The 20,000-nt window shown below is 35.3% G+C and carries 17 protein-coding genes; 8 read left to right on the forward strand and 9 right to left on the reverse strand.

Annotated features, from left to right (window positions below):
* Positions 1-86: 86 nt before the first annotated feature.
* From ABD692_RS15595 to ABD692_RS15610, 4 genes are all read right to left on the reverse strand, one after another.
* The gene (locus tag ABD692_RS15595) at positions 87-614 is read right to left on the reverse strand and encodes a hypothetical protein (RefSeq protein ID WP_344768427.1); all 528 of its coding nucleotides are present in this window, start codon (positions 612-614) and stop codon (positions 87-89) included.
* 102 nt (positions 615-716) lie between these two features.
* Entirely contained in the window at positions 717-1,361 is a 645-nt protein-coding gene (locus ABD692_RS15600; protein WP_344768429.1) for an HD domain-containing protein, read from the reverse strand.
* A 77-nt stretch (positions 1,362-1,438) separates the two neighbouring features.
* Positions 1,439-1,720 (reverse strand): helix-turn-helix domain-containing protein, encoded by a 282-nt coding sequence (locus ABD692_RS15605; protein WP_344768431.1) that lies wholly within the window; start codon positions 1,718-1,720, stop codon positions 1,439-1,441.
* A 316-nt stretch (positions 1,721-2,036) separates the two neighbouring features.
* Positions 2,037-3,215 (reverse strand): THUMP domain-containing class I SAM-dependent RNA methyltransferase, encoded by a 1,179-nt coding sequence (locus tag ABD692_RS15610; protein WP_316756812.1) that lies wholly within the window; start codon positions 3,213-3,215, stop codon positions 2,037-2,039.
* A gap of 70 nt (positions 3,216-3,285) precedes the next feature.
* Between ABD692_RS15610 and ABD692_RS15615 the strand changes: the two genes are divergently transcribed.
* From ABD692_RS15615 to ABD692_RS15625, 3 genes are all read left to right on the forward strand, one after another.
* Entirely contained in the window at positions 3,286-3,654 is a 369-nt protein-coding gene (locus ABD692_RS15615; RefSeq protein ID WP_316754691.1) for a DUF3127 domain-containing protein, read from the forward strand.
* A gap of 250 nt (positions 3,655-3,904) precedes the next feature.
* Positions 3,905-5,740: a sensor histidine kinase gene (locus ABD692_RS15620; RefSeq protein WP_344768433.1), complete on the forward strand. Its 1,836-nt coding sequence runs from the start codon at positions 3,905-3,907 to the stop codon at positions 5,738-5,740.
* Between the two features lie 191 nt (positions 5,741-5,931).
* Positions 5,932-6,627 carry a response regulator transcription factor gene (locus ABD692_RS15625; RefSeq protein WP_344768435.1) on the forward strand — a complete coding sequence of 232 codons (696 nt, stop codon included), beginning with the start codon at positions 5,932-5,934 and terminating at the stop codon, positions 6,625-6,627.
* 17 nt (positions 6,628-6,644) lie between these two features.
* On the opposite strand, the gene ABD692_RS15630 is transcribed toward ABD692_RS15625, so the two are convergent.
* Together ABD692_RS15630 and mqnB are read right to left on the reverse strand one after the other, a co-directional pair.
* Positions 6,645-7,472 (reverse strand): menaquinone biosynthesis family protein, encoded by an 828-nt coding sequence (locus ABD692_RS15630; RefSeq protein ID WP_344768436.1) that lies wholly within the window; start codon positions 7,470-7,472, stop codon positions 6,645-6,647.
* A gap of 40 nt (positions 7,473-7,512) precedes the next feature.
* On the reverse strand, positions 7,513-8,136 hold the full coding sequence (gene mqnB, locus ABD692_RS15635) for a futalosine hydrolase (protein ID WP_316754685.1): 624 nt from the start codon (positions 8,134-8,136) through the stop codon (positions 7,513-7,515).
* Positions 8,137-8,269: 133 nt separating this feature from the next.
* Between mqnB and ABD692_RS15640 the strand changes: the two genes are divergently transcribed.
* The 4 genes from ABD692_RS15640 to ABD692_RS15655 all read left to right on the forward strand — a co-directional run bounded on the left by ABD692_RS15640 (position 8,270) and on the right by ABD692_RS15655 (position 14,098).
* Positions 8,270-8,680, forward strand: coding sequence for a 6-pyruvoyl trahydropterin synthase family protein (locus tag ABD692_RS15640; protein WP_316754683.1), 411 nt, complete (start codon positions 8,270-8,272; stop codon positions 8,678-8,680).
* 11 nt (positions 8,681-8,691) lie between these two features.
* Positions 8,692-9,315: a GTP cyclohydrolase I FolE gene (gene folE, locus ABD692_RS15645; protein WP_316754681.1), complete on the forward strand. Its 624-nt coding sequence runs from the start codon at positions 8,692-8,694 to the stop codon at positions 9,313-9,315.
* Positions 9,316-9,400: 85 nt separating this feature from the next.
* Positions 9,401-10,282 carry an ACP S-malonyltransferase gene (fabD, locus tag ABD692_RS15650; protein ID WP_344768440.1) on the forward strand — a complete coding sequence of 294 codons (882 nt, stop codon included), beginning with the start codon at positions 9,401-9,403 and terminating at the stop codon, positions 10,280-10,282.
* Between the two features lie 90 nt (positions 10,283-10,372).
* On the forward strand, positions 10,373-14,098 hold the full coding sequence (locus tag ABD692_RS15655; protein ID WP_344768442.1) for a sensor histidine kinase: 3,726 nt from the start codon (positions 10,373-10,375) through the stop codon (positions 14,096-14,098).
* 11 nt (positions 14,099-14,109) lie between these two features.
* Here ABD692_RS15655 and ABD692_RS15660 read toward each other — a convergent pair whose 3' ends face one another.
* On the reverse strand, positions 14,110-15,012 hold the full coding sequence (locus ABD692_RS15660; RefSeq protein WP_316754674.1) for an oligosaccharide--protein glycosyltransferase subunit 2: 903 nt from the start codon (positions 15,010-15,012) through the stop codon (positions 14,110-14,112).
* A 206-nt stretch (positions 15,013-15,218) separates the two neighbouring features.
* Between ABD692_RS15660 and ABD692_RS15665 the strand changes: the two genes are divergently transcribed.
* Positions 15,219-16,763: a glycoside hydrolase family 10-like protein gene (locus ABD692_RS15665; protein WP_344768444.1), complete on the forward strand. Its 1,545-nt coding sequence runs from the start codon at positions 15,219-15,221 to the stop codon at positions 16,761-16,763.
* Here the strand turns inward: ABD692_RS15665 and ABD692_RS15670 are convergent, their stop codons facing one another.
* Positions 16,764-17,906, reverse strand: a complete 1,143-nt coding sequence (locus ABD692_RS15670; RefSeq protein WP_344768446.1) for an acyltransferase family protein — start codon at positions 17,904-17,906, stop codon at positions 16,764-16,766.
* Positions 17,907-18,044: 138 nt separating this feature from the next.
* The gene (gene nagB, locus ABD692_RS15675) at positions 18,045-19,970 is read right to left on the reverse strand and encodes a glucosamine-6-phosphate deaminase (protein ID WP_316754667.1); all 1,926 of its coding nucleotides are present in this window, start codon (positions 19,968-19,970) and stop codon (positions 18,045-18,047) included.
* Between the last annotated feature and the right edge of the window lie 30 nt (positions 19,971-20,000).

Here is a 20,000-nt window from a genome sequence, read left to right on the forward strand (position 1 = left end):
ACGACTGTTTACTAACAAAGATAGTTTAAAAAACTAAAAATATTAGTAATTAAAAGTGTTAATTCCTATTCTTTATAAGAATAAATTTAACCTTGCGCCCAGTTTTGAAAAACTTTTTTTTGTGTTTTTGGATGAGTGATCATGTATGTATCTTGATAATAACTCAAGTCATTAAAAAATTTATCAGCTTCTAATTCATTATATTTTATGGCACTGAAGTTAGCCGTGATACTTGGGTTGCTAAAAGTTATACGATGGAAATTTCTACCTGTTTTTGAACAAAATATTTCGGATATACTCGTTACATTTTCCCATCCAGAGAAAAATTCCTTTGTTTGATACAGCAAGCTTTTTTTCTCTAAAGTAAAAAAAATGCCTTCGTGGCTAATGGTTGCCTGGCATGGCACGATAATAACATTGTTAATTAACCATCTTAATGTTGCAACCATAATTAAAACGGAGATTACAATTATGGTGATAAATACAAATTCTGGTAAGTGCGATGGTAGGCTAAGTAAAATTAATAAGGTTACACCAGCGATAAGTACTGGAACAGCAATCATCGAAATCAACAAGATGGTGTTTTTATGATAATTTAGATTGAAAGTTTGCATGGTGTTAATTTTTTAATAAATGTAACACCTTGACCACTTGAATAAAATACCCCTTTTTGGGTATTTTATGGAGGGTATAAATACCCTACTCCTTTTAGGGGTTTAGTTTCCTTCCCACTCTTTGTAAAAGTGTTCAAGATACTGAAGCATAAAATTATGGCGCTCTAAGGCTATAGCTTTTCCTGCTTCAGTATTCATCATATCTTTTAACAGCAATAGTTTTTCGTAGAAATGATTAATAGTTGGTGCGCTTGTATTTTTGTAGCTCTCTTTAGTTAAATGCTGCTCGGGTTTTATAGCTGGATTATATAAAACACGGTTTTTAAAGCCTCCATAAGTAAAAGCCCTGGCTATACCAATTGCGCCTATAGCATCTAACCGATCAGCATCTTGTACTATTTGCATTTCCATTGATGTAAAACCTACCTCATCAAAACTATTTTTAAAAGACATATTTTGAATAATCAGTTTTATATGAGAAACTATGTCCTCCTCCACTGCAATCGATTTTAAAAAATCTTCGGCAATAGAAGGTCCTAATTCCTCGTCACCGTTGTTAAACTTAGGATCGGCAATATCATGTAAAAGCGCAGCCAAAGCAACAACCAAAGTATTGCCCTTTTCAACCTCGTTAATGTTTATTGCTGTTTTATAAACTCGTTCGATGTGAAACCAATCGTGGCCTGCTTCAGCATTTTCTAAGGTTTGCTTAACAAAATCTATAGTCGAATTTACTGTATTATTCATGAGGTCTAATTTCTTCAAAGGTATCAGAAATAAATACAGTAAAAAGAAATTGATTTTGCTTTTAAGAAAATAACAAACTAACTAACTGTGCTAGTTTTTTTCTCCTCAGAAGAAATACTTTTTATTAATTCTACATGATCGAGCGTAAGTAGTTGAGTTGCTTCTACATCTAAAATTTCTGCAACTTGAAACAAACGCTCTATAGTAAGTTTACTATAACCGAGTTCAATTTTACTATATGCATTTTGCGAAATCTTTAATTTCGCGGCCAGATAATCTTGAGTGTAATCTCTATATTCTCTAATTTTTCTAATGTTTCGGGCTACATTCTTCGTCTTTAAAGCCAATAGATCTTCCATAGGTAACGATATTTTTTATATACTAATACCAATAAGTACGCAAATTGTTCAACAAAGGATTTCAATAGGCGTAATTTTTACTCTAAATAGGGGTTTAGGAATGAATAAAGCAAATATTAAATTGGAAAAGAATGAATAAAAAGAATGATTTATCATTTTTCAAATACTTTATTTGCTCAATCGAATGGGTTTTTAATATGCTGCCGAATATACTGTGCCTATATACTAAGACTTACAAATTGTAGAAACATAATTTACCACGAGAATCTGAGTTCCCGTGGTAATATTTTACTTTGATAAGAGTGATGGTTGTTGCCTAATTTTCAACAAGAGGCGCTCTGCGACTTCCATCATATAACTCATATTCTAATAAACGGCAATCTAATTTTCCGTTGTAGAATTCTACTTTTTGTGATGCCTTTAATCCAATTTTCTTTGCTAAATCAGGATTTCCTGTAAAAATATAACCAGTATAACCTTTGCAATCTTTTTTCATGAAATCACCCATACGTTTATAGGTAAGCTCTAATTTGCTGTGAACACCTAACCGTTCGCCGTATTCTGGGTTAAAAACGACTACGCCAGCTTCGCCTTCAGGAACAGGTGTAATTTCGAAATCACAAACCTGAAAATCAATTAAAGTATCAACACCTGCAGTTTTTGCGTTTCTACGTGTAACCTCAACTGCATCTTCAGATAAATCGGAAGCAACAATTTTTAAGTCGATATTTTTAATTACCTGATCTTTTAAAATCCTTCTTTCAGCGAAAAACTCTTCCTCATTATAGCCCATAATATGCATAAAACCATAATTCATGCGATATAAACCTGGCGCACGATTAGTAGCAATTAAGGCAGCTTCGATTGCCAATGTTCCAGAACCACACATTGGGTTTATAAAAGGCGATTTTTTATCCCATTTGGTTGCATATATAACACCAGAAGCCAATGCCTCTAACATTGGTGCTTTGCCAGGTATTTTGCGATAACCGTGTTTGGCTAAAGTTTCGCCCGATGTATCCATAAAAACATCAGCTTCTGCATCTTTCCAGTATAAATGAACAACCGTTTTATTTGCATCTGAACCAGAATTTGGGCGAATGCCTTTTTTCTCTTTTAAACGATCTACAATTGCATCTTTAACCTTTAGATTAGCAAAAAGCGGAGTAGTAATGTTTGGGTTATCAACATTAGAAGTTACAGAAAAATAACCCGTAAAATCAATCAATTCTTCCCATTCAATAGCCGAAATTTCATTGTATAAATCGTCTGGCGTAACAGCCTTAAAACTTTTAATCGAATACAAAATCTGACTGGCACAGCGCAAGTTTAAATTTAGCTTAATACACTCTGTAAGGGTGATATTTAACTCAACGCCTGTAGCAAACGCTCTTTCAATCGTATAACCCAGAGCCGTAACTTCATCTTGTAAATATGGAGAAAGACGTTTGTTGCAGGTAATAATTACCTTGCTTTTATTGTGGAAAACTTGCATCATAATATATGCGAAGTTATCAATAAAATTATTGAGATTTGATGTTTAGAGTACAATATTAGTATTAGTTATGGAAATTAAAGGAAAAGTACACGAAGTAGGTGCCACACAACAAGTAAGTGAAACGTTTAAAAAACGTGATTTAATAATAGAATACGCAGAAAATCCAACATATCCGGAATATATCCGTTTTGAGGCATTACAAGATAAAGCGGGATTATTAGATAGTTTTAAAGCAGGCGATGAGGTTGAAGTTTTCTTTAATTTACGTGGCCGTCCTTGGACAGATAAAACAGGAAAAACATCATATTTTAACAGTTTGGTAATCTGGAGAATCAATGCTATTGCGGCTGGAGCAACAGCGGCAGCTACTCCTGCTTATGCAGCACCAGCTGATGTAAGCAATGCACCAGGTGAAGACGATGATTTGCCTTTCTAAATAAAGAATCTTTTTTAAGTAAACAATTTTGATAAATGCCAGGGCTTTTGCTCTGGCATTTTTTTTAACTAAAAACTTTAAAACAACACAAAAGCTTTGTAATCACTTTGTGTTTTGCGTGTTAAAATATGTTAAAAGCATACGTGTCAAGGGCTTATTAAGTATTTTTACAATCAGTTCGTTTTTTAGATATTGATTCGTAATTTTTTAATCGTCGTTTCATTTAAATAAAACCGACAAAGAGGGTTTAATGAAGAAAAAAAGTTTTTGGTTTATTACCGTATTAATGACGGTAGCTTTGCTTGGCGTTTTTGTAATGCAATTGTATTACATACGGGAAGCTTATAATCTAAAATCGCAACTTTTTGATGAGCAGGTAAATCAAACTTTAACATCTGTTGTTAATAAAATTCAACGCCTTAGTGCTGCAGACCGAATTACCAGAAAGGATGCAGAGAATAAAATAAAGAGAAGCCAGGATGTTAGACAGCGCTTGCTCGATATTAAAGATTTAAAGCAACAATATGCTCAGGCTGCAGAGCTTAGAGAGTCTGAACGCGAAAATCAGATAGAAAATTATCTTAACCAGCAAGATAGTTTAATTCGTACCTCTTATTCGGCACCAAAAGTAATTACCGAAAAAGAGTATGCATCGCTTTCAAGCCTGGATAAACCAGGGCTTGGGTCTGCTCGGTTAGATATGCAAATGGACGCTGTTGTAGACATTAAAAGCCTGGTTATAAAAGGCTATAGTATGCGTTCTAAATTGTTTTCGCCTGATACAAAAACTTTTAACTTCAGAACATCTCAAAATTTGCCAGATACGATAAGGTACCAGGTGTTTGAATCGAAAACAGGTAAGCCATTATTGCTTGGGTTGCCAAAAATTTCTGATGATTTAGAAAAGAAATTTAAACGCGAAGATGCTATCGCAAAGCGAAAACTTGAGATACAGATTGCGGCTTTAGGCAAGGTTCCGACAGAATATTCGAGGTATAAAATGCTGGAAGATGTTGCCAGAGAAATATCCGAAGAAAAAACACCAATATTAGAACGTATTAATTTTGGCTCTTTAAATAAAAGATTAAAGAAGGAATTTTTAAATCATAATATCACCCAAGACTATAACTTTCAGGTTAAACTTACAGAAAAAGATTCCGTGCTGTTTTTGCAAGCATCGAACCCTAATTTTGCATTTTTACCCAGTAATACTTATCGTACCGAACTTTTTAACAATGATTTATTTCGAGATCCAGGGATGTTAGAAGTTAGTTTCCCAGATAAAAACTCGGCTATTATTGGCAATTTGAGTGCTACTTTGGCTTCTTCGGTTGGGCTTTTGCTTGTACTCGTTTTTATATTCAGTTATACGCTTTATGCGATATTAAAGCAGAAAAAAATCTCTGAAATGAAAACAGATTTCATTAATAACATGACGCATGAGTTTAAAACACCCGTTGCGACTATAATGATTGCAAGCGAGGCGCTTAAAGACCCAGAGGTTACCGAAGATAAATCGCGTTTAAAACGCCTTGCAAATATTATTTATGATGAAAATGTTAGGCTCGGCAGTCATATAGAAAGAGTTTTGAGTATTGCACGTTTAGAAAAAGGCGAGCTAAAAATGGAAAATGCAGAGGTTGATATGAACGATTTGATTGTGATCGTTTTGGATAGCATGAGCCTGCAGCTTCAAAAGAAAAATGCAATTTTAACTGTAAATACCGATGCAGAAAATGCAGTCGTTTTCGGTGATGAACTTCATCTTTCGAATGTGTTGTATAATTTAATTGATAATGCAAATAAGTACAGTAATGATTCGCCAGAAATAACCATTACTACCAAAAATTCGGGTAAAAATTTAATTATAGATATTTCTGATAAAGGTATTGGTATGACTAAGGAGCATTCGAAAAGAATTTTCGACCAGTTTTACAGAGTACCAACTGGTAACTTACACGATGTTAAAGGCTTTGGCCTTGGGCTGAATTATGTACAGGATATCATCAAAAAACAGAATGGAACAATTAAGGTAAGGAGCGAAAAAGATAAGGGAACTACTTTCGAAATATCTTTACCTTTATAAACATACAAATCAATTATCGGTACAAAGCGGGGCTTTATCGATACATTGAGTAATAGCAGGGATAATTTAACTAATATGGCTTAATATTAAGTATATCCAACTTAAATTAAACCCTGATGCAAAATCTGAATCAAACCTTAAGTGGTAGCGTTTTTAGTGAAAAGAGCGTTTACACGAATAAACTAAAAAAAATGAAAAAAATACTTCTGGTAGAAGACGATCCGAATCTAGGGTTATTATTGCAAGATTACTTACAGTTAAAGGGCAAGTTCGATGTTGTTTTATGTACTGATGGCGAAGATGGTTTAAGGACATTTAACAAGCAAAGCTTCGACCTATGTATTTTAGATGTAATGATGCCTAAAAAAGACGGATTTACTTTAGGTAAGGATATTAGAAAGGTAAACGGACAGGTGCCAATTATTTTTGCAACAGCTAAAACTATGCTCGAAGATAAATCTGCGGCCTATGATTTAGGTGGCGACGATTATATCACAAAACCATTTCGTATTGAAGAACTTTTACTACGTATAAATGCGATGTTTAAACGCGTGGCAAATAAATCGAATAATGGCGATGAGGCTGAGGAAAGTTTATTCACCATTGGTAAATATAATTTTGATTACACGACGCAAATTATTACCAATGAAGATCAGATTCAAAAATTATCAACAAAAGAAGCAGAACTATTACGCTTATTGTGTTTAAAGAAAAATGCTGTTTTAACCAGAGAAGAAGCTTTGCTTACCATTTGGCACGATGATAATTATTTTAACGGGCGCAGTATGGATGTGTTTTTGAGCAAACTTCGTAAATATTTAAGAGGCGATTCTCAGGTTGAAATTATTAACGTACACGGAAAAGGCTACAAACTTTTGGTAAGCTAAACTTCGAAAATCACTATTTAAACATACAAATTTTGTTGAACCGCAGGAATTAAATTTCTTTCCTGCGCAAGGGTAAATAAAGTATCAATTGCTTTTCGGCCTTCTTGCCCTAAATTAATACTGTATTTATTTACATAAAGCTCTATGTGCTTGTACATTACAGCCTCATCCATTTCTTGTGCGTGTTCGCGAATAAACTCAATACACGATTTTGGATGTGCAAATGCATATTCTACCGATTGACGAACCAAGCGGTTTACTTTTAATTGAATTTCGCGATCTAAATTTCTGTTAATTACAATTCCACCTAAGGGAATAGCGCAGCCCGTCAGTTTTTCCCAATAATCGCCCAAATCAACAATTTTATTCAATCCCTTATCCTGATAAGTAAAACGATTCTCGTGGATGATTAGGCCCAGATCAATTTTTTCATCAATCAACGCCGCTTCAATTTCCGAGAAAACCATTATTTCTTTGTTCTGCAAATGTGGGTAAGCAATGCCTAAAAGGAAATTCGCTGTAGTATATTTTCCAGGGATACCAACCTTTAAATCGGCATTAAGTTCGCCTTGAAATTGGTTTTTGCTAATTAGCAATGGCCCAACACCGAACCCTAATGCGCTACCAGCATCAAGCAAAGCATATTTATTAGCTACATAAGCAAATGCATGAAAACTTAGTTTTGTGATATCTAATTCACCTCGTAACGCTTTTTGATTTAATGTTTCTACATCATCAAAAACAACCTCAAATTCTAAGCCTTCAGTGTCAATTTTGTTGTGAATTAACGCATCGAAAATAAAAGTATCGTTTGGGCAGGGAGAAAAACCAAGTGTAAGTTTCATACTCCAAAATTAAGGGCTTTGATAAATTACTTCGTCATAATCAATTCATATCTGTAAGAAAAGAGATTGCCCAATCGTTTAGGTTTTTTATTGCTAAACCAATTTTCCAATTATCTTTATTGCGTGGCTCAACATAGTTGGATATGCTTCGTATTTGCAAACAATTTATTTTTTCATAATGGCAGGCATATAATATGGCAGCACCTTCCATACTTTCTGTAGTTGGATTTAGCCGTTTAATTAAATTTTTAATGTTTTTGTCGTTACCGCTAACCCGATTTACCGTAACGCCCGAAACTTTTGGCAAACCTGTATTTATGGTGCTATTGCTCTTATAAGTATTCTCTCCAAAGCCTAGATCGGTAATGGCAATAAAATTTTCCCCATCTTCTGCACCAAGTTCGGCAAAAGTATCTTCAGTAATGTTAACCACTTTACCTAGCTCTACTAATCTATCAAAGCTTCCTGCAATGCCTAAGTTTAAAACCAAGTTATACTTCGGAGATAAGTGTTTGCCCAAAGAGAAAGCTGTGGCAACCATTCCAACGCCTGTAATTAAAACATCAAAGTTTTTATCTTCGATGAAATCGCCTTCCTGTAAACTAAAATGTTGATACAGGAATGTTAACTCGGCTTTGGTAGCAGCAACAACTAATGTTTTCATGGGTTTAAAGTTAAAGAAAGCACATCGAAAGTTCCGTATATTAAACGGCTAAGTTCATCATTGGTATTACATCTTCCATAATTATCATCAGCCTTTCAAGGTAATACGTATATTTGTACTTTATTTTTTTATAATGATTTATATAACAAGAAAAGCATCATTTAATGCAGCGCATAAGCTGGCCCGAACCGATTGGGATGATGATAAAAATACAGAAGTTTACGGTAAGTGCGCAAATCCGAACTGGCACGGACACAACTATTGGTTATATGTAACTGTTAAAGGCGAAATTAATCCTGAAACAGGTTTCTTAGTGGATTTGAAATGGCTAAAAGATGTAATGAATACTTATGTTGTAGACAAGGTTGACCATAGAAACTTAAATCTTGATGTAGATTTTATGAAAGGTAAACTGGCTTCGACAGAGAATTTAGCAATCGCCGTTTGGGAACAACTTTTAGCTCCGATTGCTGAAAGTGGTGCAGTTTTACATTGCGTTAAAATCTACGAAACTGAGAATAACTATGTTGAATACTTTGGTTAAAACCTATATTAATGAGCAATAAAGAAGAATATACAAGCGGTTATTCAAAGATAGATCGTTACAACGAAGATAAAATTGAGGCCGTAGCTACCCATTATAAAGATATTTTAAGTCAGTTAGGTGAAGACCCAGAACGTGAAGGATTAATAAAAACACCCGAACGCGTTGCGAAAGCTTTGCAATATTTAACACATGGCTACGATTTAAAACCTGATGAGATTTTAAAATCGGCAATGTTCGAAGAAGACTATAGCCAAATGGTTGTAGTTAAAGATATCGAAGTATATTCTATGTGCGAACACCACATGCTTCCATTTTTTGGTAAAGTGCATATTGCGTATATCCCTAACGGTCATATCGTTGGCTTAAGTAAAATCCCTCGTGTGGTTGATGCATTTGCTCGTAGACTGCAAGTTCAGGAGCGTTTAACCAATGAAATTAGAGATTGCATCCAGAATACTTTAAGTCCGATGGGCGTTGCTGTAGTAATGGAATGCAGGCACTTATGCATGGCGATGCGTGGTGTGCAAAAACAAAATTCGGTTACTACAACCTCGGCTTTTACGGGTACATTTTTAAGTAACGATAAAACAAGATCAGAATTTTTAAGATTAATAACCGCAAGTTTGGATTAATCTGCAAAGCCTAAAAGGCATTTTGAAACTGTAATTAATAATATTAACTAAACATTTAATTTCTCCTTAAGGAGATTTAAAGAATATGAAAGCATATATTTTTCCTGGACAGGGAGCACAATTTGTAGGCATGGGTAAAGATCTTTACGAGAACCCACAAGCAGCAGAATTATTTGAAAAAGCAAACGAGATTATTGGTTTCCGTATAAGTGATATTATGTTCGCTGGAACTGATGAAGAGTTAAAACAAACTAATGTAACACAACCAGCAATTTTTTTGCATTCGGTTATTTTAGCCAATGTTTTAGGCGATAATTTTAAACCTGATATGGTTGCTGGCCACTCTTTGGGCGAGTTCTCGGCATTGGTTTCGGCAAATGCATTAAGCTTTGAAGATGGATTACGACTTGTGATTGCCCGTGCAAATGCAATGCAAAAAGCTTGCGAAGCACAACCTTCTACAATGGCAGCAATTTTAGGCTTGGCTGATGATGTGGTAGAAAAAATCTGCGCAGAAATTGACGCAGTTGTTGTGCCTGCAAATTACAATTGCCCTGGTCAGTTGGTTATTTCTGGTAGTATAGAAGGGATTGATTTAGCATGTGCCAAACTAACAGAAGCAGGTGCAAAAAGAGCTTTAAAGCTAAATGTTGGTGGTGCATTCCACTCTCCGTTAATGGAGCCAGCTAAAATAGAATTACAAGCTGCAATCGAATCGACTAATATTTCGGCGCCAATTTGTCCTGTGTATCAAAATGTTGATGCAAAACCATATACAGATCCAGCACAGATAAAAGAAAACTTAATCAAACAATTAACAGGTGCTGTACGTTGGACACAAACCGTTGAGAATATGTTGGCAGGTGGTGCTACAGAATTTATAGAAGTTGGACCAGGAAATGTTTTGCAGGGTTTAGTTAAAAAAGTAAGTCGCGAGGTTACAACTGGTAGCGCAAATGTTGCTTAAATATCCTAAAAAATAATTAGTTTCAACGCCATAAACAGCTTTGTTTATGGCGTTGTTTTTTATCAATATTTAATATCTTTATCAAAATCGATGAAATTGAGCTTTGGTGTAAAAATAAGATTTCTATTGCTTGTTTTGGGTTGCTGTCTCATTGCAACCTCCCTCTCATTAAGTCGGTTTACAACAAAAGATGAACTTTTAGAACGTGATGCTAAGAAAGTTCAGGAAAATCTTCTAGTAAAGGAAGATATTGTAAATAATTTCCTTTCAGATAAAGAGCAGATTGCACAGGCAAAACATTTTGGAGAGAACGCTCAAAAAAGCTTAGATTTTCTTGAGTTTTATCGAAAAAATGGTATTAATCTTCAAACTTTTCAAAATAATGTTTTAAAGTTCTGGAGTACAATCAAGATTTCTGATATCAATCCATCATCGATTAAAGAAGGCAGCTCTGTGTTGTTTTTTTCTAACGGATGGTATGAGGTTGTTAAAAAAACTGATGGCGATTTTACGCTGATATTTTTAATTTCTATTCAATCTCAATATGCTGTTCCTGAAAATAAATATTTCAAGAATGATATGGATGGGCTTTTATCCGACTCAAAAATTATAACCCTGTCATCTTATAATGATAAAGATGTATACTCAATTAGAAGTCGCGATAATACTTTTCTTTTTGGATTAAAGGTTAAACCAGGTTATGCCGACGATTATTATTCGCAGACGCAGTTGTGGCTTTTTGTTGCTGGCATTCTTTGCATCTGTATGTTCTTTAATTCGCTATGTTCTTTAATTGCCCGTAAAGGATATTTAGTTTTTGGAAGCCTGTTGTTTCTTGCTTTTTTTCTTATCGGTAGATTAACAGATGTTAAGTATGGGTGGTTCAATCATCATTTCCCTTTAGAATTATTCGACCCTAAAATTTATGCAAATAGCGATTTAATACCCTCTTTGGGCGATTTATTAATGAACGTTGTTGCTGGAACCTGGTGGCTATTATTTGTTTACAACCATAAGGAGCAATATAAGTTTGGTAAGTGGGTAAGTGAAAGCAAATGGTTAGGCATTTTAATTCATGCTCTTTTACTTGCACATGTAGGTATTATAGCATTTTTTGTTGATGATTTGTTTTTTGGGTTGATAAACAATTCTAAAATCAATTTCGATATCATCAATATTTTAAAACTTAGTGGTAATAGCTGGGTAAGTATAGTGATTTTGTGTTTGGTCTGGTTTCAGATTTATATCATTACCATAGTTTCGATCCAAGTTAGCAAACAATTAAATGTAACCAATAAGGAGCGACTAATTCTATTTTTAATTGGCTTTGCTGGTGTTTTTGCCTATCGGCTTGTAAATGATTTTACTGCTTTCTTTATTGTTTACGCGTTGGCTCTATTTATCATTGCCAGGCTATCTTACTTAAACGAGAAACACTTTTCTGTTGGCTTATTGGCGATTCTGTTTTTCTGTCTTGCTTTCAATACTTCCATTAAATATATCAAGTATAAAGATATTAAAGAGCGTAGCGAACGGGAGTTGTTAGCAAGAAAAGTACAGTCATCAGAAGATCCAAATGCAATTATTGCCTTGGGTAAATTAGAACGACAACTGCTCGAAGATGAATTTTTAGTAAAATACTTTACCAAGGGAACAGCAAATTTTGCTACATTAAAGAACCACATTCGTGGCTATTTGGATGGTTATTTAAACCGCTACGATTATAATATCTATGATTACAATAAATTCGAAACGGCATTAAATAATTTGGGTGCTGCGCCTATTGAAAAGTATAAAAAGTTAGTTGAATCGGGCTCAATTAAAATCGAAGCTTCTAACTTTTTTTATCAAATTAATAACACTTTTGGCTACCAGGATTATTTTGGTATAGTACCCGTTTTAAAAGATAATAACCTGTTAGGAACCTTGATCATAGAGCTTCGATCTAAGCCTTATAACTACAATAACCGTTTGCCCGATCTTTTGGCTGAGCAAAAATACGGTAAGGATGAAGAGTTTAAAGGATATTCAATTGCCTTATACAATAATAACAAATTACTTAACCAGTCTGGTGCTTACACGTATCCTTTAAACGGGAGCATTTTTAAAGGTAAGTTAGATGATTTTGTAACCACAAGCGATGATGTGTTGCGCTACAGCCACCTTGTTTTTAAACCTACGCCCAATAAAATGGTTGTAATAAGTAAAGAAAAGGTTGGGTATGTAGAACGTTTAGCAGCACTTTCCTTCTTTTTTTTAGTGTTTATTATATTCTGTATTATTCTTTATGGTTTAGTTTGGCTCATTAAAAATCTCGATGATGATCGGGTGGGATGGTTTAGTATTAACCGTTCATTAATGATTAATGCGAACAAAATCCTTTACAAAACCCGTATTCAGGTTTCGATTGTATTAACAGTTGTCGCTACCTTATTAGTAGTCGGCTGGACAACTTATTTGTACATGAACAACGAATACAGAGGCCAACAGGATGTTTTGATTAAAGACAAGATTAGAAAGGTACAGCAGAACTTTGAGAAGCAAATTTTTAATAATGGAAAAATAAGTGCTGATGAAAATTCAATAGCCGATTTTAATAATTTTGCTGATGTTAATAATGCCGATTTGACCCTGTATGATACTAAAGGCAATGTAATAATGACCACCTATCCTAAACTTTATAATTTTAAAATTATAGGGCGAAAAATGGGTGCAAAAGCTTATTTGAATCTAAATGGACTTCAACGTTCGGAATTTATAAATCAGGAAGAAAAGATTGGTAACCTGACTTATGCTGCGGCTTATGCGCCTATTAGAAATGCACAAAATAGAACCATAGCTTATATAGGTTTGCCTAATTATTCTAACGAGGATGAGTATAAAGATAAAATCGCTCTTTTTGTAAGTAACTTAATCAACCTTTATGCGTTGGTTTTTGTTGCAATTGGTGTGCTTGCAGTGTTCCTGGCTAATCAAATTACCAATCCTTTAACTTTTTTACAAGAAAGCTTCAGTCGTACAAAAATCGGACAAAGAAATGAACCAATAGTTTGGCGTAGACACGATGAGATCGGTTCTCTTATCAAAGAATACAACAGCATGATTGCAGCACTCGAGGATAGTGCCACTAAACTCGCTCAATCGGAACGTGAGAATGCCTGGAGAGAAATGGCTAAACAAGTAGCCCACGAAATTAAAAATCCATTAACACCGCTTAAATTAGGCGTTCAGTTATTAGAGAAATCGTGGAAAGAGAAAGACCCAAATTTTGAGCTGAAATTTAATAAGTTTAGCAAGTCTTTTATCGAGCAGATTGATAGCCTATCTAAAATTGCTTCCGAGTTTTCTAACTTTGCTAAAATGCCCGATACCAAGCTAGAGCAAACACCAGTTTTGGCTATTATAGAGCAAGCAAGAGAGGTTTTTAAAAGCGCTGAAAATGTAGATATAACAGTTAATAACAAATCTGAAATTAACATTTATATTGAAGCCGATCGTGATCAGTTGTTGCGTACTTTTAACAACTTGTTTAAAAATGCTATAGAAGCAAATGACGGAGACGGGCAGTGCATTATAAATATCTTGGTTTATAACGATAACCGAAATGCCTACATAGAAATTGCCGATAACGGTAAAGGTATTCCTGCGATTTTACACGATAAAATATTTGTTCCAAATTTTACAACCAAAACTTCGGGCACAGGTTTAGGTTTAGCTTTTGTTAAACAAGCAATTGAAAATGCTGGCGGCAATATCAGTTTCTTATCGGTAATAGGAAAAGGAACAACTTTCTATTTGAATTTCCCTTTAGTTTAAATGGATGAAGTTTATCTTAACTCCAGTTGGGCTTTGCCCATTGTTGTGCCGTCTGTGTAGAGAATAACAGTGTAAATGCCTTTAATATAAGGTTTAGGGTTAGCCCAATCAATTGTGAAGGTACTATTGTCGTTATTGTAATTTATAAAAACAGAGTGGGTAAATTGCATTTCCTGTCCGTCGGCTTCGAAACGATTGTTTTCATTTGCCAAAAGATTTCCAGCAGGATCGAAAACTCTCAAAAATACATTATGATGCCCTTTTTCTGCAAGTTCGTTTGGAGTAACGTTGAAACGAATGCTTAATTTTTCTGCTGTAGATGATTTGGTTACTTCAATCTTCTTGCCACTAGATTTTGTTCTAAAGGCAATAATTTCAGCATTTTGAACTTTTAATGCTGCGGCCACTTTTACTTTTGCATTTAAGTTAGAGTTTTCGGCAGCTAAATTATTTGCCTTATCGTTAGCGTTTTTAACTGAATTTTCAAGGCTATCTCTCGCTGTTTTTAAAAAAATATTTTCTTTTTGGAGCTGGATAATTTGATCGTTATAATTTTTAATAAAAACCTTTAACTCATTTATTTGTGTTTGTGCTTTGTCTAGCTCATCCTGGGTAATTTGTCCTTTTTCGAGTGCGAGCTTTAATTCTGCTATTTTTTCTCTCGCTAGTTTCTGCTCGTCAAGCAGCTTGTCATTTAAATCAAGGTTAAGTGCGTTAACCTTATCTAGTTCTACTTCAATTTTTTCTACCTCTAGCCTAAGTTTATCTTTTTCGGTGCTTACCGTTACCAGCCTTTCGCCTTGTTGCTTATCTTTGAAAAATAAATATCCGTTTGTACCAATTAATGCTGCGATAACAATGATAAGGAAGTAAATTTTATTTCTATCGCCTTTATTAACGTTTTGTGATTCCATTTTTAATAATGCTCTTTCGTTTCAGTTTAATATACTTATGTCTTCACAGGTAAATGGTAACAATCAGGTATGAGTAAATGCGGCGCAAATTAAAATTTTTAATAAACATATATGAGTTTTTAAAAAAAATCGTTTAATTGCTAATGTTCAAATTGTATTATAATTTAAACAGATTAACATTTCTAATAAAATAACTAACAGAAATAATGCTTAAAAACTTTCTATACGCACTTTTATTTTTAACAATACTACCTTTTATATTAAATGCTCAATCATTAACAAAAATTGCACCAAAAAGAGAGTTTAGAGGTGTCTGGATAGCTACTTTATCGAATATAGACTGGCCTTCAAGAGCTGGTTTAACCGTTGATCAGCAAAAACAGGAACTAATTGGGATTCTAGAGCGCCACAAAAGTCAAGGGATTAACGCAATATTGTTACAAGTAAGGCCAGCCGCCGATGCTTTTTATGCTAAATCTCGCGAACCATGGAGCCAGTGGTTGATGGGTAAACAAGGCATTGCTCCTGCTGATGGTTACGATCCGTTAGCATTCGCGATAAAAGAGGCACATTTTAGAGGAATGGAATTACACGCCTGGTTTAATCCCTATCGGGCAAGTATGAATAGTGTAACACCTTTAAGCGCCGATCACATTACTAAAAAACACCCAGAATGGTTTTTTACCTACGGCGGGAAAAAACAATTCGATCCTGGTATTCCAGAGGTTAGAGAATACATTACTCAGGTTATTTTGGACGTAGTAAAAAATTATGATGTAGATGGAATACATTTTGACGATTATTTCTATCCTTACCCAATTGCAGGACAAAAAATAAACGATGGTGATACCTTTTATAAAAACCCGAATAACATCTCGAATATAAAAGATTGGCGACGTAATAACGTGGATCTTTTAATTAAAATGGTTGATGATAGTATCCATCATTATAAGAAATATGTTAAGTTCGGAATCAGTCCATTTGGTATTTGGCGTAATAAATATGAAGATGCAGAAGGTTCGGCCAGTAGCGGGCTATCTAATTATGCCGAGCTTTATGCCGATAGCCGAAAATGGGTAAGAGAGGGTTGGGTAGATTATATCAATCCACAGATTTATTTCACATTTACCAGAAAAGTTGCACCATTTGGCGTATTGTTAGATTGGTGGGGTAATAACGCATACGGAAGACATGTTTACATCGGTCATGGTGCTTATTTAGTCAATTCGAAAGCAGAAATGGCATGGAGAAATCTTTCTGAAATTCCGAATCAAATCAGAACATTAAGGGATAATAATCGGGTTCAGGGAAGTGTATTTTTCTCATCCAAATCTTTAAGTACAGTCGCCAGATCAGTTGCCGATTCGCTAAGAACAGATTTATATAAATACCCAGCTTTGCCACCACAAATGCCCTGGCTTGATGAAACGCCCCCAAATGAACCGCAAGCTTTAACTGCCGATGCCAAGAAAGATGGGGTGCATTTGAAATGGCTGATGCCTTTGAAAGCTAAAGACGGAGAAACTGCTTCAGGCTTTGTTATTTACCGATTTGCAGAAGGAGAAAAGATATCCGTATTAGATCCTAAAAACATCCTAAAAATTAGCTTTGAAGATTTTCTTTCTTTTATCGATACATCAGTTGAAAGTGGAAGACGATACAGTTATTTAGTTACCGCATTAGATCGCTTGAAAAATGAAAGCGAACCTAGTGGCCCTGTTGGTGTAGAAATTCCTTTAGCAAAGGAGTAATTACACCTTAATGATGATGTTCTTTTTGTACATAAAGTAAAGTAAAATATAGAAACCAAGTACATAGGTTATTGCCCAAACTAACGATGCGTTTATTGGCGAAAAAAACGGTGTATAACAGGTTTCGTAAAAGCGAACCAGTATGCCCGTTTTATTCCCATCAGGTTTTGTTACCTGAATTAAATTGAGCAATCTTGGCATTAATCCCGCAAGGAAAAAAACGGTTATCGCATTTACGCCATAAACAACAAATGGTGTAGTGAATTTTTTATAACCCTGAACATCAATAATCCAATAGCAGAGCGCTAATGCAGCTGAAGCCAGGCCACCAGCATACAAAACGTAAGAACTTGTCCATAGGGATTTATTGATCGGAAACTGTAGATCCCAAAGTAAACCTAAAACGATTGTAGCAATACCAGCGCTAAATAACCAGGCCACTTTAGTGGCATTATCTACGTCTTTTCTTCGCATCCATACCCCAACTAAAATACCAAAAAGGCAAGTTCCAACTGCAGGTAAAGTGCTTAAAACACCTTCTGGATCCCAGGTTTTTGATGATGCCCAGGTATGTGCTTCCGTTAATACGCCTCTATCAATCCAGGCGGCAAGGTTGGTTTCTTTTTCCATATTCGGATAACCAACTCCAGGCACAGGAACCAATGTCATTAATATCCAGTAAATAAAAAGGATTAGAATGAGGGTTTTAAATATTGTTTTTTGAGTTGCCTTTAAAAAGATAATACTACTGATTATAAAAACGATTCCAATTCTTTGCAAAACCCCTAATAACCTTACAGTTTGTAAGGCATGAGCAGGATCGTTAATCAGCTTTCCAAAAATAGCAAGGAAAAACCCCAAAAAGTATAATATTAAACCCCGTTTTATGGCCTTAATAATTGTTTTTTTATGTGTTGATGGATCTGCTTTACTGCTACTCATTGCAAATGCAATGGATACACCTACTATCCAAAGAAAAAAAGGAAAAACTAAGTCGGTTGGTGTGCAGCCATTCCATTCTGCGTGCTCTAAAGGTGCATAAATATGGCCCCAGCTACCAGGATTGTTAACTAAAATCATGGCGGCTACTGTTAAACCCCTTAAAAAATCTAAAGAGAGTAATCGTTGTTTAGGCTGGGTCATTATCAGGATGGATTAGTTTGAGGAACTAATTTAGAATATTGTTTTTATAATGAGAAATAATTCGATGTGGTAGAAGGAAACAAAAAATCCTGCTTTGAATTAACAAAGCAGGATTTCCTTATTTATAAACTGTAGTTTTTAATCCTCAAATTTCCAGCGAACAAAGGCTTCCATTGCTTCATATTCTGCTAAACCAAGTTCATCGTAGGCCATAGCTGTTTCACGATTTCTGTCTTCAGCCCTTTGCCAGAATTCTCTAGCATCATCGCCTGGGAAAACAGCTCTATCTTTTTGACTTTGGTGTTTGAAAATAGCATATTTTTTACGCTCCAGCTCTTGCGGGCTAATTGGAACGGCCATTTCGATTTCATGTGTGTCAAACTCTTGCCATGCACCGCGATACATCCATAACCAGCAATCTTGTGCCCAACTTTCAGTTTTACGCAAGCGATTAAGCGCCGCTAATATAATGTTGAAACATACAATATGAGTGCCGTGTGGATCTTCAAAATCGCCAGCTGCAAAAACCTGATGAGGTTTTACTTTTTGCAATAACTCAACTGTTAAGTCGATATCAGCATTCGTAACAGGGTTTTTTTGATTCTTTCCGCTTTCGTAAAAAGGAAGCGCCTGGAAGTGAATATGGTCATCATCTAAACCACAATAACGAGCACCAGCAATTGCTTCACCTTTTCTAATCAATCCTTTTACCGTTTGAATCTCTGGCGTATCTACCTGGTTTGGTTTTTTCTGCTCCATAAAAGTTCTCATCTTTTGATAAAGATCTTTTAGGTGTGAATTATCCATTCCCATTTTTTCTGTAAAATCTACATTAAATTCTACAAATCGTAAAGCATCATCATCCCAAACAGCGGTATTTCCAGATGTTTGATAAGCAACGTGAACGTCGTGCTTCTGATCTACCAGGCGGATAAAGGTGCCCCCCATTGAAATTACATCATCATCAGGATGTGGAGAGAAAATAATTACCCGTTTTTTAGCAGGCTCTGCCCTTTCAGGACGTTGAGAATCATCGGCATTTGGTTTGCCACCTGGCCAACCTGTTATGGTGTGTTGTAATTTGTTAAAAATGTGGATATTGATATTGTAAACTGGTCCTTTTTCGGTTGCCAGCTGTGCCATACCATTATTATTGTAATCGTCTTCAGTTAATTTTAAAACTGGTTTTTTTAGTGTGTTTGCTAACCAGATTACCGCTTTACGAATAAAATCTTCGGTCCAGATGCAATCCTTAACCAGCCAAGGTGTATTAAAGCGGGTTAATCCTGATGCGGCAGGTGCATCGAGAATAAACTCAACATTATCTGATAATTGAAGGTAAGTTGCAGGAACATCCCCAGAGATTTCGCCCTCAACTGCCTTTTTGATAATCGAAGCCTTTTTACGGCTCCAGGCCATTAAGATAATTTCTCTTGCTTTGAAGATCGTGCCAATACCCATGGTAATAGCTTTTGTTGGTACAAAAGTTTTTCCACCAAAATCGCGGGCTGCATCTCGTCTTGTTAAATCATCAAGTGTAACTAAACGTGTTCCAGAATTTGGAGCAGAACCTGGTTCGTTAAAACCAATGTGACCAGTACGACCAATACCTAAAATTTGAATGTCCAGGCCGCCTAAATCTCCAATCTTCTTTTCGTAATCTAAGCAGAATGCAGGAATGTCTTCCAATGCCAACGTTCCATCTGGAATGTGTACATTGTTCTTGTCGATATCGATATGATCGAAAAGGTTTTCGTTCATAAAGGTAACGTAACTTTGCGCCGCATTTGGCTGCATTGGATAGTACTCATCCAGGTTGAAAGTAATTACGTTTTTAAAACTTAAACCCTCTTCTTTGTGCAGTCTAACCAGTTCGGCGTAAACTGCAATTGGGGTAACACCTGTTGCTAAGCCCAGTACGGCAGGTGTGTTGTTTGCTTGTTTTGTCTTGATAAGAGCTGCAATGCGTTGCGCAACATTAACAGAAGCAATTTTTGGATTTTCAAACACGCTCACAGGGAGTTTCTCGAAGCGCGTTTCCTCCAGTAGATTTAATCTTGCCATTTTTTTTGTATGGATTATGATGTACGGAGC

Source organism: Pedobacter ginsengiterrae (genome assembly GCF_039537385.1).
GTDB classification, from domain to species: Bacteria; Bacteroidota; Bacteroidia; order Sphingobacteriales; family Sphingobacteriaceae; genus Pedobacter; species Pedobacter ginsengiterrae.